The sequence below is a fragment of the Pseudomonadota bacterium genome (assembly GCA_039028935.1).
Lineage (GTDB): Bacteria > Pseudomonadota > Gammaproteobacteria > Steroidobacterales > SZUA-146 > SZUA-146.
In genome coordinates, this window is sequence record JBCCHD010000044.1 from 1 (window position 1) to 14,705 (window position 14,705).

At 57.6% G+C, this 14,705-nt stretch carries 12 protein-coding genes and 1 tRNA gene; 4 read left to right on the top strand and 9 right to left on the bottom strand.

Annotated features, from left to right (window positions below):
* The coding region (locus tag AAF465_15125) for a hypothetical protein (GenBank protein MEM7084060.1) at window positions 1-239 on the top strand (239 nt) is incomplete at its 5' end.
* A 27-nt stretch (window positions 240-266) separates the two neighbouring features.
* Here AAF465_15125 and lspA read toward each other — a convergent pair.
* The 4 genes from lspA to murJ all read right to left on the bottom strand — a co-directional run bounded on the left by lspA (window position 267) and on the right by murJ (window position 6,218).
* Window positions 267-782, bottom strand: coding sequence for a signal peptidase II (gene lspA, locus AAF465_15130; protein ID MEM7084061.1), 516 nt, complete (start codon window positions 780-782; stop codon window positions 267-269).
* Window positions 782-3,535, bottom strand: coding sequence for an isoleucine--tRNA ligase (ileS, locus tag AAF465_15135; protein MEM7084062.1), 2,754 nt, complete (start codon window positions 3,533-3,535; stop codon window positions 782-784). Before ileS ends, lspA begins: the two co-directional genes overlap by 1 nt.
* Before the next feature lie 132 nt (window positions 3,536-3,667).
* Window positions 3,668-4,597: a bifunctional riboflavin kinase/FAD synthetase gene (locus AAF465_15140; protein MEM7084063.1), complete on the bottom strand. Its 930-nt coding sequence runs from the start codon at window positions 4,595-4,597 to the stop codon at window positions 3,668-3,670.
* Between the two features lie 34 nt (window positions 4,598-4,631).
* Complete coding sequence (gene murJ, locus AAF465_15145; GenBank protein MEM7084064.1) at window positions 4,632-6,218, bottom strand: murein biosynthesis integral membrane protein MurJ; 1,587 nt, start codon at window positions 6,216-6,218, stop codon at window positions 4,632-4,634.
* A gap of 306 nt (window positions 6,219-6,524) precedes the next feature.
* Here murJ and rpsT point away from each other — a divergent pair, with 306 nt between their 5' ends.
* Window positions 6,525-6,788 (top strand): 30S ribosomal protein S20, encoded by a 264-nt coding sequence (rpsT, locus tag AAF465_15150; GenBank protein ID MEM7084065.1) that lies wholly within the window; start codon window positions 6,525-6,527, stop codon window positions 6,786-6,788.
* A 127-nt stretch (window positions 6,789-6,915) separates the two neighbouring features.
* Here the strand turns inward: rpsT and cgtA are convergent, their stop codons facing one another.
* From cgtA to rplU, 3 genes are all read right to left on the bottom strand, one after another.
* Complete coding sequence (gene cgtA, locus AAF465_15155) at window positions 6,916-7,989, bottom strand: Obg family GTPase CgtA (GenBank protein MEM7084066.1); 1,074 nt, start codon at window positions 7,987-7,989, stop codon at window positions 6,916-6,918.
* A 91-nt stretch (window positions 7,990-8,080) separates the two neighbouring features.
* Window positions 8,081-8,338 carry a 50S ribosomal protein L27 gene (rpmA, locus tag AAF465_15160; protein MEM7084067.1) on the bottom strand — a complete coding sequence of 86 codons (258 nt, stop codon included), beginning with the start codon at window positions 8,336-8,338 and terminating at the stop codon, window positions 8,081-8,083.
* Between the two features lie 9 nt (window positions 8,339-8,347).
* Entirely contained in the window at window positions 8,348-8,659 is a 312-nt protein-coding gene (gene rplU / locus AAF465_15165) for a 50S ribosomal protein L21 (protein ID MEM7084068.1), read from the bottom strand.
* A gap of 282 nt (window positions 8,660-8,941) precedes the next feature.
* Between rplU and ispB the strand changes: the two genes are divergently transcribed.
* Window positions 8,942-9,910, top strand: a complete 969-nt coding sequence (gene ispB / locus AAF465_15170; protein MEM7084069.1) for an octaprenyl diphosphate synthase — start codon at window positions 8,942-8,944, stop codon at window positions 9,908-9,910.
* A gap of 139 nt (window positions 9,911-10,049) precedes the next feature.
* Here the strand turns inward: ispB and AAF465_15175 are convergent, their stop codons facing one another.
* The gene (locus AAF465_15175) at window positions 10,050-11,129 is read right to left on the bottom strand and encodes an efflux RND transporter periplasmic adaptor subunit (GenBank protein MEM7084070.1); all 1,080 of its coding nucleotides are present in this window, start codon (window positions 11,127-11,129) and stop codon (window positions 10,050-10,052) included.
* A complete protein-coding gene (locus tag AAF465_15180) occupies window positions 11,126-14,230 on the bottom strand; it encodes an efflux RND transporter permease subunit (GenBank protein MEM7084071.1) in 3,105 nt (1,034 codons plus the stop codon). Before AAF465_15180 ends, AAF465_15175 begins: the two co-directional genes overlap by 4 nt.
* Before the next feature lie 322 nt (window positions 14,231-14,552).
* On the opposite strand from AAF465_15180, the gene AAF465_15185 reads away from it, so the two are divergent.
* Window positions 14,553-14,629 (top strand) — tRNA-Pro (locus AAF465_15185).
* Window positions 14,630-14,705 lie beyond the last annotated feature (76 nt).

A 14,705-nucleotide genomic window follows, 5' to 3' on the forward strand; every position in this document is an offset into this window, starting at 1 on the left:
AATTTGTTCTAGGCCCGGCAACACCCGACACGCCGCGCAATAACGCCTATGCATTCGACAACGGCGTCGCGGCGACGACGGACGTGACGTACCGCGCAAATACGTTTGCCGAGGGCTATTCAATTTCAGAGTATTCGGCCGACCACTACGTCATTACGGCCAGGGGCACATCGGGCAAGAATGCGACAAATGTGAATGAGCAGGGCTTTTTTATTGTTGTGCCAGGCGTCAATAACTGATTTGACCCGCAACACGCCGTGCCACGGTTATTTGGACGCCCGCTGATCGCGGGCGTCTGTGCGTTCACCATTGACAAACATATCGATGATGACCAATGCGGCGCCAATAAAAATAAAGCTGTCCGCCACATTGAACGCAGGCCAGTGCCACGTCTTATAGTAGACGTCGATGAAATCGATCACATGGCCATACAGCATGCGGTCAATCGCATTCCCCAGCGCGCCCGCTGCGATGGACATTAGGCCTGCCGATAGCAGTTTGTGATCACGGCGCGGCAAGCGCCAAAACCACACGATGACGACCGCGCTGACCACCAGCGCAAGCGTTGTAAAAAAATACTTTTGCCAACCGCCAGCATTGGCTAAAAAACTAAAGGCCGCGCCCTCATTATGCAGGCGCGTCAAGTTGAACCCAGTAAACACCGGTTCGATTTGCGCGTATTGAAAGTGCGCAATTATCCAGCGCTTCGTCCACTGATCGAAACCCAACACGGCTGCGAACAGTGTTATCCATGGTAGCTTGGCCAAGAGTCTGTCGCCCATTACGCGTACAGCCGAATTTCGCCAGAACCGTCGATATTCGTGACACAACGCGCACATAAAGTTGGGTGGGCTACGATCGAGCCGACTTCCTGACGCCGGTGCCAACACCGTTCGCACTTTTTATACTCCACCGCTTCGGCAGACACCCATAGCTTGCCCGCAAGCTCCTCGGCGGCCTCGGTTGCGCCGGCCGTATCGCGATCATCGCGCAGCTGCGCATACGACGTAATCAGAATGAAACGCAGCTCATCTTTGATCGGCGCCAGCGCAGCATGCAGCGTCTCATCACAATGCAGCGTCACAGACGCATCGAGCGGCGCACCGATCTTTCCTTCTGTGCGCAGCGACTCAAGCACCGGCTTAACCTGATCGCGAACAGCAATCACCTGGTCCCACTGAACATCCGACGCGTCGAGGTCGTCAGGGAACGAGTACCAGGTGGATGTCATCACCGAATAATCGCGTTCGCCGGGTAGTGCCTGCCAGATCTCCTCGCTGGTAAAGCACAAAATGGGAGCCAACCAACGCACGAGCGCTTCGGCAATGTGCCACAGCGCGGTCTGCGCCGAACGTCGGGCGAGACTGTCGGCTGCGGTGGTGTACAAGCGATCCTTAATAATATCGAGATAAAAACCACTCATCTCAGTGACGCAGAAGTTGTGAATTTTTTGATAAACGCGGTGAAAGCGATAATCGGTGTAGTCGGCATCGATTTCTTTTTGTAGCGCGGCGGCGCGCGCAACCGCCCAACGATCAAGCGCTACCATGTCAGCGGGCGCCACCGCGTCGTCAGGCGTGAAGCCGTCCATGTTGCCGAGCAAAAACCGCGCCGTGTTACGCATGCGGCGATAAGAGTCGGAGATGCGCTTAAGGATAACCTCTGACACACTCATTTCGTTACGATAGTCGGCCGCCGCGACCCACAAACGCAGTACGTCTGCCCCCAGATCGGAAAAAATCGTTTGGGGCGCGATGACATTGCCCTCCGATTTCGACATCTTGCGGCCATTCTCATCGACCGTGAAACCATGGGTGAGCACGGCTCGATACGGCGCCTTTCCATACATCGCGACCGAGGTTAAGAGCGAACTTTGGAACCAGCCGCGATGCTGATCCGACCCTTCCAAATACAAATCAACCGGCCAGCCAAGTTGTTCGCGTGCGCTACCCACACAGTAGTGAACAACACCCGAATCGAACCAGACATCCATGATATCGGTGACTTTTCGGTAGTCCTTCGCCTCGTCACCTAACAACTCTTCCGGGTCGAGTTCGAACCACGCATCGATACCGTCTCGCTCCACCCGTTTCGCAACCTGCTCGAGCAGTTCGTCGGTGCGCGGATGAAGCGCATCGGTTTCACGATGAATAAAGAGCGCGATCGGTACACCCCATGTGCGTTGTCGCGAGATACACCAGTCGGGACGACCGTCGACCATGCCTTCAATACGCTGTTGCCCCCAATCAGGCACCCACTGCACGGTTTCGATCGCGTCGAGCGCATCGCGCCGAAGACCGTTCTGCTCCATGCTGATGAACCACTGCGGTGTAGCGCGAAAAATAACGGGCGTTTTGTGGCGCCAACAGTGTGGATAACTGTGTTCGTACGATTCCACGTGGAACAGGCTACCTTCGCTGTGCAACAGACTGACAATTGATTCGTTCGCCCGAAACACGTGCTGACCACCAAAGTGCGGAAGACTATCGACATAGCAACCATTGTCACCCACGGGGTTATCCATGGGCAGGTTAAATTCAACGCCTGCCTGAAAATCTTCGACCCCATGAGCCGGGGCCGTGTGCACAAGCCCGGTACCCGCCTCGAGTGTCACGTGTTCGCCCGTGATCACGGGCACAATCCTGCCCTCCATAAACGGATGCGTCACCATGAGGCCTTTGATCAGGTCGCCTTTAAACGTGGCCAACACGGTGTGATTGTCATCACCGGCACGGGCCATCACCGCCTCGACGAGCTCCGCTGCCACCACCACCCGTTCGTCTTCTCGCTGCACCAAGGCGTAGTCAAGATCGGCGTGCACGGCCACCGCCTGGTTCGCGGGTAACGTCCAGGGTGTCGTGGTCCAGATGATAACGGAGATGGTCCCCTGCCCCGGCAGATCACCCACGCGCTTTGCGAGGTCATCGGTGTCGGTCACCGCGAAGCGCACGTCGATCGACGGCGACGTTTTGTCCTGATATTCGACTTCGGCCTCTGCCAGAGCGCTGCGACAGTCCAGACACCAGTGCACCGGTTTATAGCCTTTATACAGGTGACCGCGTTTGATCATTTGACCAAACGCTCGCAGTTGGTTTGCCTCAAAATCGGGCGACAGCGTCAAATAAGGGTGTTCGTAGTCAGCCAGCACACCGAGGCGCTTAAATCCTTCGGCCTGACCCTTGATCTGGCGATGGGCATAGTCACGACAGGCCTGGCGAAACGCTTTCCCGTCGAGCTTCTTACCCACTCGACCGTGCTTTTTCTCTACCTGCAATTCAATCGGTAGGCCGTGGCAATCCCAGCCTGGCACATACGGGGCATCAAACCCCGCCAGCGTGCGACAGCGCACAATCATGTCTTTGAGTGCCTTATTGACCGCATGACCGATATGGATGGCACCGTTGGCGTAGGGCGGGCCATCCAACAGAACAAACTTCGGACGTCCCGCGCTGGCTTTACGAATCTGGCTATAGAGGTCATTTTCATACCAGCTTTTGAGCATCTGCGGCTCACGCTGGGCAAGATTCGCCTTCATCGCGAAACGGGTTTTGGGCAGATTGAGGGTCGCTTTGTATTGATTACTGGCCACGTGTCGGTCAGGCTCCTATTGCGTGGGGAAGGGGCGCGGCTAAAGCCTGAGACTTTACCACTTATTGACGCAAAAAAATCAGCTCAAGGCCGCCAGCAGTGCCCTTGCGTCCGCCACATCCTGATGCATTTGGACCACCATCTCGTCCAGGCTTTCAAAGTGCTCTTCGTCGCGAAGCTTACCCACAAATTCCACCGTGAGCCGCTTGCCGTACAGATCACCGTTGAAGTCAAACACGTGCACCTCCAGCAGTGCGTCGCCCCCGCCGACGGTCGGACGAAAACCGAGGTTCGCTACCCCCAGCCGACTCTGCCCCTCCCACGAGGCGCGAACCGCAAAAATACCGGACATCGGTAGACTGTTGCGTCGAGGGTGGATATTCGCAGTCGGAAACCCAAGTTCGCGGCCCAGACGCTTGCCGCGAATCACCCGCCCGCTCATTGCAAAGGGCCGACCCAGCAATCGTTCAGCGCGGGGCACATCCCCCGCCAGTAGCGCGTCGCGAATCAGCGAACTGCTCACCCGTTCGCCGTTGAGACACTCAGACGGAAGCTGAGCCACCTCAAACCCCAATTGGCGTCCCAATCCGCGCAACGTGTCGATGTCGCCCGCTCGTTTTTTACCAAAACGAAAATCATCGCCCACATACAGCAATTTAACGTGTAGTTTCTTGACCAATATGTCGGTCACGAAATCGTCAGGACTCAAGCCCGCAATCGCATGAGAAAATGGGGTGAGGTACAGCACATCGATTTGCGCCTGGCGTATGTATTCAAATCGCTCCCGCCAGGTGGTCAGTCGGCCGGGCGATGGCGCCCGTCCAAAGAATTCGCGCGGCATGGGTTCGAAGCTCATCACGCAGGTGCGTAACGCCCGTGACCGGCCTTCCTCGACCACGCGCTGGAGCAAGGCCTGATGTCCACGGTGCACACCATCGTAATTTCCGATCGTGACGACCGCCCCGTCGGCAAGTTCCGGACACTGTTGAAAGCGGCGTAGGAGTTTCAAGGCGTGCTCATTTTATTCGCGATACGTGATGGGATTAGGGCTGACTCGATGGGGCCTCATCGGAGGACTGCGGGTGACGCAGCGCGCGGATTCTCACCCCGAGTAGGGCGAGCATAGCAAAGTAAACCAGCATGCTCGCAAGAATCAGTGCAACCAGTGTGCGGACCCGCTCGCCCAGCGACCACGCCACCCACTCCGCCGTGGCGCCTTTAAAGGTGAGTAACAGCACGCCCATCACCAGTGTCGCCGCGCTCACTTTAAGCAGCAGCTTGCCCCAACCAGGTTGCACCTGCATGACGCCATCGCGACGCAAACCTCGCCACAACAGCGCGGCATTGAGCCACGCCGCCAGCGACGTGGCGAGCGCCAGCCCCATGTGGGGCGCGACAAACTCGTAATGCCGCATTGGCAACACCAGCGCGAGGTTGGCCACGATATTAAACAACATGGCGATGACGCCAATGCGCACAGGCGTTTTGGCGTCCTGCCTTGAGAAGTAACCCGGCACCAACACTTTGACGAACGAAAACCCGACCAAACCCAGCGCATACGCCGACAAACTAAATACCGACTGATAGGTGTCGGTGGCGTCAAACGCATCGTATTGGAACACGGTAGCGATCAGCGGACCGGCGAGTAAGAACAAACCCACCGCAGCCGGCACAGTAATGAGCACCACCAGTCGCTGCGCCCAGTCGAGCGTGGCGCTAAACAGCGCGGTGTTGCGCGTGGCGTGTTGTTTGGTCAAGAACGGTAGCACCACGGTCGCCAGGGCGATGGTAAAAACACCGAGTGGAAACTCAAGAAGTCGATCCGAATAGTACAGCCATGAGATCGCCCCATCTTCGAGATAGCTAGCAATCGCGCGATCGATAATGAGATTTACTTGCGCAATGGACGCACCGAACAACGCCGGCAACATGAGGCGCACGATCTTCTGCACGTACGTGTCCTGCCACGCCCACACTGGTCGCGGCGTGTAGCCGGAGGCGCGAAGAAACGGAAGCTGAAACGCCAGCTGAGTGACACCCGCCAGGAACACACCCCAAGCCAAACCGACCATCGGCCGCTCAAAACGTGCACTGAAGAACACCACCGCACTGATCAAACACACGTTGAGCAACACCGGCGTAAACGCCGGCGCGCCGAACCGGCCGTACGTGTTAAGCACGCCACCGGCCAACGCCGTGAGCGAAATAAACAACAGATACCAGACCGTGATGCGCAACAGATCGGAGGCCAATTCAAACTTGGCGGGATCGTCGGCAAACCCAGACGCAAATAGCCAAACGAGCAGCGGTGCGGCGAGCGCACACACCACGGTGACAACCAATAGAATCGCACCGAGCGTACCGGCGACGCGATTGATCAGCGCATGGGTGCGCGCCGCGTCCCCGGCGCTGTGCACTTCGCCAAGCACGGGCACAAACGCCTGCGAGAACGCGCCCTCCGCGAACAGCCGACGCATAAAATTGGGAATTTGGAACGCCACAACAAAGACGTCCATGCCGGCCCCCGCCCCGAAGAAACGGGCGAATACCACATCGCGGATGAGACCGAGCACCCGAGAGAGGAGTGTCCACACGCCCACCAGCCCCGTCGATTTGAGCGGATTAGACATACTGTCGCCCTGAGCGGCGCGGCAAGCAGCCCGCGATGCGGCGATTGGCGGAGGAAGTCGTAACCATAGCCGCCGCATGATACCCAGCTCGAGTGTTTGAAACCACGCCAACCCCTCGAAATTCGGTGATTTTTGGGGGCCAAATGTGGCCCAATTGAGGCGCGCCACAGAATCGCCCAAATTCGGTAAAATCAGGCAAAAAGAAGGTCCTTTTCATTGACAATCGGAGGCTAAATCCGCAGACTACGCCGCCTGCGCTCGAATCGCGCAGTGTGTACTGCAGGCATCAGATTTACAGAGGAAAGCATGGCCAACTCGAAACAGGCGATCAAACGCGCCCGTCAAAATGTGAAACGCCGCGCCCACAACATGGCGCTTCGTTCAAAAGTTCGTACCTACGTGAAGAAGGTAATCACCGCCATTGAGGCTGGCGATAAAGCCGCCGCCACCGCTGCGATGAAAGTCGCTGAGCCGGTGATCGATTCAATGGTTAACAAGGGCATTTTTTCGAAGAACAAAGCAGCGCGTCACAAGCGCCGCCTTGTCGCGAAAGTCAACGCCCTGAGTTAAGCGCGCGTCGTCCGCCGCCGCTGTTCGCAGCAGGCAGCGAAGCCGACGTTTGCGCTTCTCGACTTCACGCAGGTATAAAAAGCCGATCCTTCGGGGTCGGCTTTTTCATTTCTAAACGGCGCAGGCCTCAATCAAACGAGGCGTTATCAAGGCTAGCACCCTGACTTGGTGGCGCTGCCGCCTCCTCCTCGGCCATCGTTTCCAGCGCGACCATAATATCCCGCGCCAGTTGTTTCGTACCTTGGCCACTGATGGCACTGATGCGATACACCCGACCCGCAAAACCGGACCGAGCCACAATGTCGTCGCAGCGTTTAGACTGCTCGTCTTCTGGCCCTAAATCCATTTTATTGAGCACAAGCCAGCGCTCACGCGCGTAGAGTTCATCGCTGAAGCGGCTTAATTCGCGCAATATGGCATTGATTTCAACCACTGGGTCCGTCGACGGATCCATCGGCCAAACGTCGACCAGATGCAGCAGCAAGCGCGTGCGCTTGAGGTGCCGTAAAAATCGAATGCCCAGTCCCGCGCCGTCGGCCGCGCCCTCAATCAAGCCGGGAATATCCGCCATCACAAAACTGCGATCGCTCTCGACCTGCACAACACCGAGGCTTGGGTGCAAAGTGGTGAATGGATAGGCGGCCACTTTGGGACGCGCACCAGACATCGCTCGAATCAGGGTCGATTTGCCCGCATTTGGCATGCCCAGCAGGCCCACATCCGCCAATAGTTTAAGTTCGAGCAACAGGTGGCGCGATTCCCCGGGTTTACCGGGTGTAAACTGCCTCGGCGCGCGGTTGGTGCTGCTTTTAAAGTGCACGTTACCGATTCCGGCCTCGCCGCCCGATGCCACGAGCAGTCGCTGCTCGTGACGCGTGACGTCGCCCAATATCTCACCGGAGTCGAGATCGGAAATGGTGGTGCCCACCGGCACACGCACCAGGGTGTCTTCACCGCTGCGGCCCGTCATCTCACGACGGGCACCGGGCTTGCCGTCCTCAGCTCGATACTTACGCGTGACGCGAAAATCAGCCAAGGTGTTGATACCCGAGTCGCCCACCAAGTAGACACTGCCGCCGCGGCCACCATCACCGCCATCCGGACCGCCTTTTTCTACGTACTTCTCGCGTCGAAAACTGGCGCTGCCATTGCCGCCGCGGCCGCCGCTCACTCGCACCGTCGCTTCATCTACAAATTTCATGGCGTCACTCTACCTTATCCGGTGATACGAAAAAGCCCGGCGAGTGCCGGGCTTTCGTAATCGTTTGCATCGGCCGTTAACGGCGCCGTGCTCAGTCGGTGACAATGCTCACGAACTGGCGACCTTTTGGGCCACGCGTCGAGAACTCGACTCGACCGCTCGCTTTGGCGAACAACGTGTGATCACGACCTACTCCGACATTGTCACCCGCGTGCACTTTGGTCCCGCGCTGACGAATCAGAATATTGCCGGCAAGCACCTGCTCGCCACCAAAGCGCTTGACACCGAGGCGTTTGGATTGGGAATCGCGGCCGTTACGAGTACTACCGCCTGCTTTTTTATGTGCCATGTTTTACTCCTAACCGCTGATGCTGGTAATTTTGACTTTGGTGAACGCCTGGCGATGCCCTTTCTGGCGCTTATAGCCCTGACGACGCTTAAATTTGATGACGTCGACTTTCTTGCCGCGACCCTGCTCTTCGACCGTCGCGGTAACTTTACCGCCATCGATCGTGGGCGTGCCCAGCGTGACGCTGGCGCCTTCACCGATGAGCAACACCTCATCAAACTCGACAGTCGCGCCGGCTTCCGCGTCCAGCTTCTCGACTTTAAGGGTTGCGCCCTCTTGCACCCGGTACTGTTTTCCACCGGTTTTGATCACGGCATACATGATTGATTCTCCTGAGCCCGGAGTGGACGCATCGGTCCGGGGCGGGCACCCCACTGACAAAGATCGCGAATTTTAAAGAGTTCGCGGGGTTGGGTCAAACAAAACGACGCAAAAAACCGCAAATTTCGTGATTTTCTTTCGCGGACGACCCGGCGCCCCAGACCCCACACAAAACCTCTGAAATTCCCCCTTTTTCCGCGGTTTTTACGGTATTTGACACCTCAAGACTTCCGGCGCTTTTGGTGCTAGCATCGCTCGCTGAGTTCTGTGCAAAAGCCCACCATGCAGCTATCTGACATAAAATCGCTGATGCAGGCTGATCTGGCCGCCATCGACGATGAGATTCGCCAACAGCTCCACTCCGATGTGCCGCTCATCGATCAGGTCTCTCATTATATTGTAAACAGTGGCGGCAAGCGCTTGCGACCGATGCTCGTGGTGGTGGGGGCGCGGGCGCTGGGCGGCACCGATGCCGCCGCCATCAAAGCGGCTGCGATCATCGAATTTATTCATACCGCCACGCTGCTGCACGATGATGTGGTCGATGAATCCGCCCTGCGCCGCGGTCGACGCACCGCCAATGATGTTTGGGGCAACCAGGCCAGCGTGCTGGTCGGCGATTTTCTGTATTCGCGGGCGTTTCAGATGATGGTTGAAGTGGGCCATCTGCGCGTCATGGACATCCTGGCAGAAGCCACCAATACCATCGCCGAAGGCGAAGTACTGCAGCTGATCAACACCAACGATCCCGACACCACCGAAGAGGACTATCTCAAGGTAATTCACCGCAAGACCGCCAAGCTGTTCGAAGCCGGCTTGCGCATTGCGGCCGTGCTGACAGCACAGAATCGGGACACCGAGGATCGCATGGCGCGGTATGGTCTCCATCTTGGTACGGCGTTTCAGCTTATTGATGATGTGCTCGACTACAGCGGCAGCAGCGATGAGTTGGGTAAAAATGTGGGTGACGATCTCGCCGAGGGCAAACCAACGCTACCGCTCATCTACGCCATGAAACACGGCACCGACAGTCAGAGCGAACTCATCAAAAACACGATCGAGCATGGCGGATTGGAGCACATCGATGAAGTGATCGCCGCCATCCGCTCAACCGGCGCGCTCGACTACACCGCACAGCTGGCGCAGCGCGAGTCGGCCATCGCACTCGATATGCTCACAACCTTGCCCGAATCACCCTATCGCGATTCGTTGGCGGCCCTGGCGAGACTCTCGGTGGAGCGAAGTCACTAACAGTGGTCGACCGCACTCGATGGTCACGCGTGTCGAATCGACCAGATACCCGTATCCACGCGATGCAGCGCATGAAATGACGCGAGCCTGACTGTCGGATCGCTGTTGCGTTAGACGAACAACAACGGGTTCGACACGATCAACTGTCGTTGATTTGAACCGTGGCGCCATCGGCCAACGTCTCACCACCGCGAACCGCGACACGATCGCCTTCGCGCAAATCACCGCTCACGGCAATCAGGCCATCTTTGCTGTCCCCCAATTCAACGACCACTCGCTCGGCCACATTGTCGTCGTTGATTCGCACCACGTAGTGCGCTTCGTTACGTAACACGATGGCGTCGCGCGGCACCGCAAGGGAGCGTTGTTCGGCCCGAATGGGTATGGCCACACTCACTAACTCGCCCACCACCACATCACCGACAACACGAACCGGTATATCGATACGCGCTTCGAAGGTTTGAGAGCGTACATCACCGGTTGGAATCAGCGCACGAATCGTTCCAGTCAAACGATGGTCAGTATTGAAGACGCTCAGTTCGTCACCCTCAGCCACACGCGATAAATATTTGAGCGGCACAAACGCGCGAATTTCAAGATTGTCGGTCGCGGTCAACCGCGCCAGAACCGTGCCGCGCCCCACCTCTTCGCCTCCGCGATGCATGCGCTCGACCACAATGCCATTAAACGGCGCACGGGTTGCCGCTCGGCGAATCTGATCGTCGATCTGACGAATACGCACATCGATAATCTTCGCGTCGGCTTTGGCCAAATCGCGATTGGCTACCGTCTGTTCCAGCACAAATTCCGAGACCGCCTGTGTCGCGCCTAGCTCGGTCTGCCGACGACTCTCGCTTTCAAGTTGTTTGACCTGAATGTTGGCCCGGTTGCGCAACGCCACTTGCTCCGCACGCTGCAGACGCAAGGTGCTGGGGTCTATCGCGGCAACCACATCGCCTTTTTTAACCCTCGTGCCCGGCTCGAGCACCATCGTGAGTAGACCCGCGAGTCCTGCCGTCACCTGAAGTTCGTCGCGACTGTACACGGTGCCCGGTACCGCCACCGTGGGCGCAATTTCGGCCACCGTCACGCTGTCGACGCGCACCACTTGTGGTGGTCGTTGCGGCGCCTGCGCTGAGGCAACGCTTGTGATGAAAAGACCGATGAGCAACGAGGCCGCCACGGTGGTTTTTTTAGGTGCGTGTTCGATCAAATTCATGACGCTTCCATCGGAGTCGAAGTCGTAATAGCGGGTTTCGATAGTTGTTTTTTTCGTCGCGCCCAACTCGGTTCAAGCCGCAGCAACGAGGGAATGAAAACGAGTGTAAAGAGCGCATTAATAAACATGCCGCCGATAATAACCACAGCAAGGCCGCGATAAATTTCAGCGCCCACCCCCGGCACAAAAGCAAGCGGCAGCATCCCAAACAAACTGGTGAGGGTGCTCATGTAAATGGGTCGCGCCCGCAGGCGTACGGCATCGACGATCGCATCACCTTGGGACAAGCCTGCGGCTTGACCGTTACGCGTTTGCAAGACCAACAATATGGCGTTGTTCACGACCAGACCCAACAGGATAATAAAGCCAATCATCGTGAGTAAGTCGAGCGACTGTTGCGTAAATAAATTAATGCCGCGCAAACCCAACACGCCGCCAGCAATGGCCAACGGAATCGCCAGAAACACCAGCAGACTGTCCCACACTGAGCGGAACATGGCGGCCATAATCAAAAACAGAATGAGCAGTGCGAGCGCCAGATTCTGGGCCATCGTGCCAAACGCTGCGTCGAGTCGATCCGCAGTGCCGCGGAAGCTGATGGTCACATCCGGCGGCAGCGCCGCACGCAACTGAGGGCCCACTTCGTCGCGCAGAATATCGAGCGCTTCCTCGACGGTCGTGTCGTCCGGGGGCAATACTGACAGTGTCACCGTGCGACCACCGTTAACGCGCAGTAATTGCGTCGGCCCAACCGTGCGATTGATCTGGGTGAGCTCACCGAGTGACTGCACACCCGCCAGCGGTGTTGCAATCGGGATGGCCGCCAATTCTTCAGGCGAGTTCCAAGCTGGTCCGCGCAGAATCATGTCCATACGGTCGTTGCCATCGAAGTACTCACCAACAAACGAACCGCTGGTGACCGTGCGCAACGTGTTCGCAATCGCCGCCCGATCGAGTCCGGCCGCCGTGATACGCCGGTCATCCGGAACGAGCTGCAGCTCCGGCTCCGCAATGGACAACCCCGGAATCGGTCGTGTGCGTGCCGTCGGCAAGGCCTGCGCCACAATACCCATGGCCGTCGTGGCCGCCTGCGTGATGCTCTCGATGTCAGAGCCCTGCAAATCGACATTGATCGAGCGACCACCGTCAAAGCCAAAGTTGAGCAACGTCGAGCGCTGCACGAAGGCGGTGGTATCGGGTAATTCGATCAACACCTCCGTGTTCAAAATGTTGATCATTTGATCGATCTTTTTGGGGTCTTCTGGGTAGACAAACAGCGCGTTAAACGAGCCGAACGCCGACAGGTTGTAACCCCGAATATACGGCTCTTGTTCGTGATCCATGTAGGGCTTAAGGCGTTCAACGATTTTATTTGCAATCTCGGATTCGAGCATCTCCACTGTGCCGCCCGGTGGCAATATAAATCCCGCGTTGATCGAATCGGCAGGCGCCTGCGGCAGAAAATTGGATTTTGGTAACAACAGCACCACGCAAGCAATGGAGGCCGCCAATAGCCCGGCGACCCACGCAAACGCGCGCGTGCGGGTTCGCGTGAGCGTATCGACCCAACGTGCGATGTTTTGCCACCAATGCGAACACGGGTCCACGGCCTTAATTTGACCCAACCAGCCGCGTGCCGCGACCGGCAACACCGTGATGGCAATGACAAAGGACGCGGTGACCGCTACGGCGAGGGTCATCGCCAGATCACGGAACAACTGCCCCTCGACACCGGAAATAAACAGCACCGGCAAGAAAATGGCGACGCTCGTTGCGGTCGACGCAAACAGCGCGCCACGAATTTGCGCGCTGCCTTTTTCAACCGCTTCCGCGGGACTCGAGCCTTGTTGTCGTAAGCGCACGATGTTTTCAAGCGCAATAATCGCCGCGTCCATCACGAGGCCAACGGCGAACGCAAGGCCAGCCAGTGAAATGACGTTGAGCGATCGCCCGGTGATAGACAGCAACACAAACGCCACCATGATCGACAGTGGCACGGTGGCCGCCACCAGCGCGACCCCTCGCTTACTGCGCATCAAAAAGTACAGCACAGCGGTGGCCAACAGCATGCCAAGCCCCAGATTATCGCGTATGAGCGTAATCGCACGACGGATGTGAACCGACGAATCGAAACTCAAATCGATGGCCAGCCCCGCTTCTTTGAGTGGGCCTTCATTGAGTTCGACAATCGCCTTATTGATGCCGTCAAGCAAGGTCACCGTGTTCGAACCAAATTCGCGCTGTACGGTGATGTAGTACGACGGGAATCCGTTTCGCAATGTAAACCCATCGCGATCACGCGGCACGATCGTGACATCGGCCACCTCGCGCTGGTAGACCGGACGTTCGCCGCTCCAACCAACGATTAGCTCGTTGAGCGACTCCGGGGAGAACTTGCCAACAAAGCGCACGGTATAGCGACGCCGTCCGACATCGGCCGTGCCGCCTGACACATCGGTTGAGCGCGACACCACACCCGCGACGTCATTAATACTGATGCCCAACGCGGCGGCCCGGTACGTGTCGAGCGTGATGTGCAGTTCGCGCGGCTGTTCGCCCGCCAACTGCACCGATGACACACCCTCAACGCGCGCTAAACGCGTTTCTACTTCCTCTTCAATGAGCCGTTGATAATTGGCCAAATCGCGATCGGGATTCCCGGGCAACACACGGACCAAAAGTGACGCCGCGCCGGGTGTGCGACCACCGCCACCGGTATTGACCTGAGGCTCTTGTGCGTCGGCCGGCCGCGGCGGCGTTTGATTGAGCGCATTGATCACATTGAGTTTGGCTTCTTGAATGTCGGTGCCGGTGGCAAAAGACAAATTGATCCAACCCGAACCGCGTGTGATCCACGAGTTGATACTGGTGAGATTGGGTAGATTGCGCAGCACCTCTTCTTGAGGCTCGATGATGACGGACTCCATTTCTTCCGGTGCGGCGGCCCGCCAAAAATTGCCAATGGAAATTTGCGGCTCTTCGATGTTGGGTAACAGCTGAATGGGCAGGCGTAAGGCGCTGAGAATGCCAAACACAACCACCAACGCAACGACGACGGCCATGGCCGGCCAGTGTTTGAAATTAAATTCGGTTAACCCCATGTTGAATCCTTATAAAGCGCCGGGTTCTATTTCTGCCTAAGGTCGTGCGCGCGATCTTGCCTACGGCGCTTCCATTGTCCTGATTATTGGGTTCATTGATACGATACGCCGCCCTGTGAAAAGGTTGCAGGTAAATGCGATAAGTAGCCGGTTTGACACGTCAAGTGCTGGCGCAGCGCCACACCCACGTCGCACCCATCGACCTCGCAATGCCGGGTATCGTGATGCCAACCCCCGCCTACTCGGTGGGTAGAATCGAAGGGTCGTCGGTCGCCCCATCTGATTGAACCCGACCACACCATTGGGTACTCTTTGAGCCGTTCGGGGTGTAGCTCAGCCTGGTAGAGCACTGTCTTCGGGAGGCAGGGGCCGGTGGTTCGAATCCACTCATCCCGACCACGATTCCCCCCTTTTTCCGCGCGCGCCCGCCTTCGCCCCTCCCCAGACCGTGTATGTACTCGCTGCTCGCTTGCCG

Excerpts from the sequence above, each read along its gene's own strand:
- rplU (MEM7084068.1), bottom strand. The coding sequence starts at position 8,659 with ATGTATGCCGTGATCAAAACCGGTGGAAAACAGTACCGGGTGCAAGAG.
- ileS (MEM7084062.1), bottom strand. The coding sequence starts at position 3,535 with ATGAAGGCGAATCTTGCCCAGCGTGAGCCGCAGATGCTCAAAAGCTGG.
- AAF465_15175 (MEM7084070.1), bottom strand. The coding sequence starts at position 11,129 with ATGAATTTGATCGAACACGCACCTAAAAAAACCACCGTGGCGGCCTCG.
- lspA (MEM7084061.1), bottom strand. The coding sequence starts at position 782 with ATGGGCGACAGACTCTTGGCCAAGCTACCATGGATAACACTGTTCGCA.
- rpsT (MEM7084065.1), top strand. The coding sequence starts at position 6,525 with ATGGCCAACTCGAAACAGGCGATCAAACGCGCCCGTCAAAATGTGAAA.
- murJ (MEM7084064.1), bottom strand. The coding sequence starts at position 6,218 with ATGTCTAATCCGCTCAAATCGACGGGGCTGGTGGGCGTGTGGACACTC.
- ispB (MEM7084069.1), top strand. The coding sequence starts at position 8,942 with ATGCAGCTATCTGACATAAAATCGCTGATGCAGGCTGATCTGGCCGCC.
- rpmA (MEM7084067.1), bottom strand. The coding sequence starts at position 8,338 with ATGGCACATAAAAAAGCAGGCGGTAGTACTCGTAACGGCCGCGATTCC.
- cgtA (MEM7084066.1), bottom strand. The coding sequence starts at position 7,989 with ATGAAATTTGTAGATGAAGCGACGGTGCGAGTGAGCGGCGGCCGCGGC.
- AAF465_15180 (MEM7084071.1), bottom strand. The coding sequence starts at position 14,230 with ATGGGGTTAACCGAATTTAATTTCAAACACTGGCCGGCCATGGCCGTC.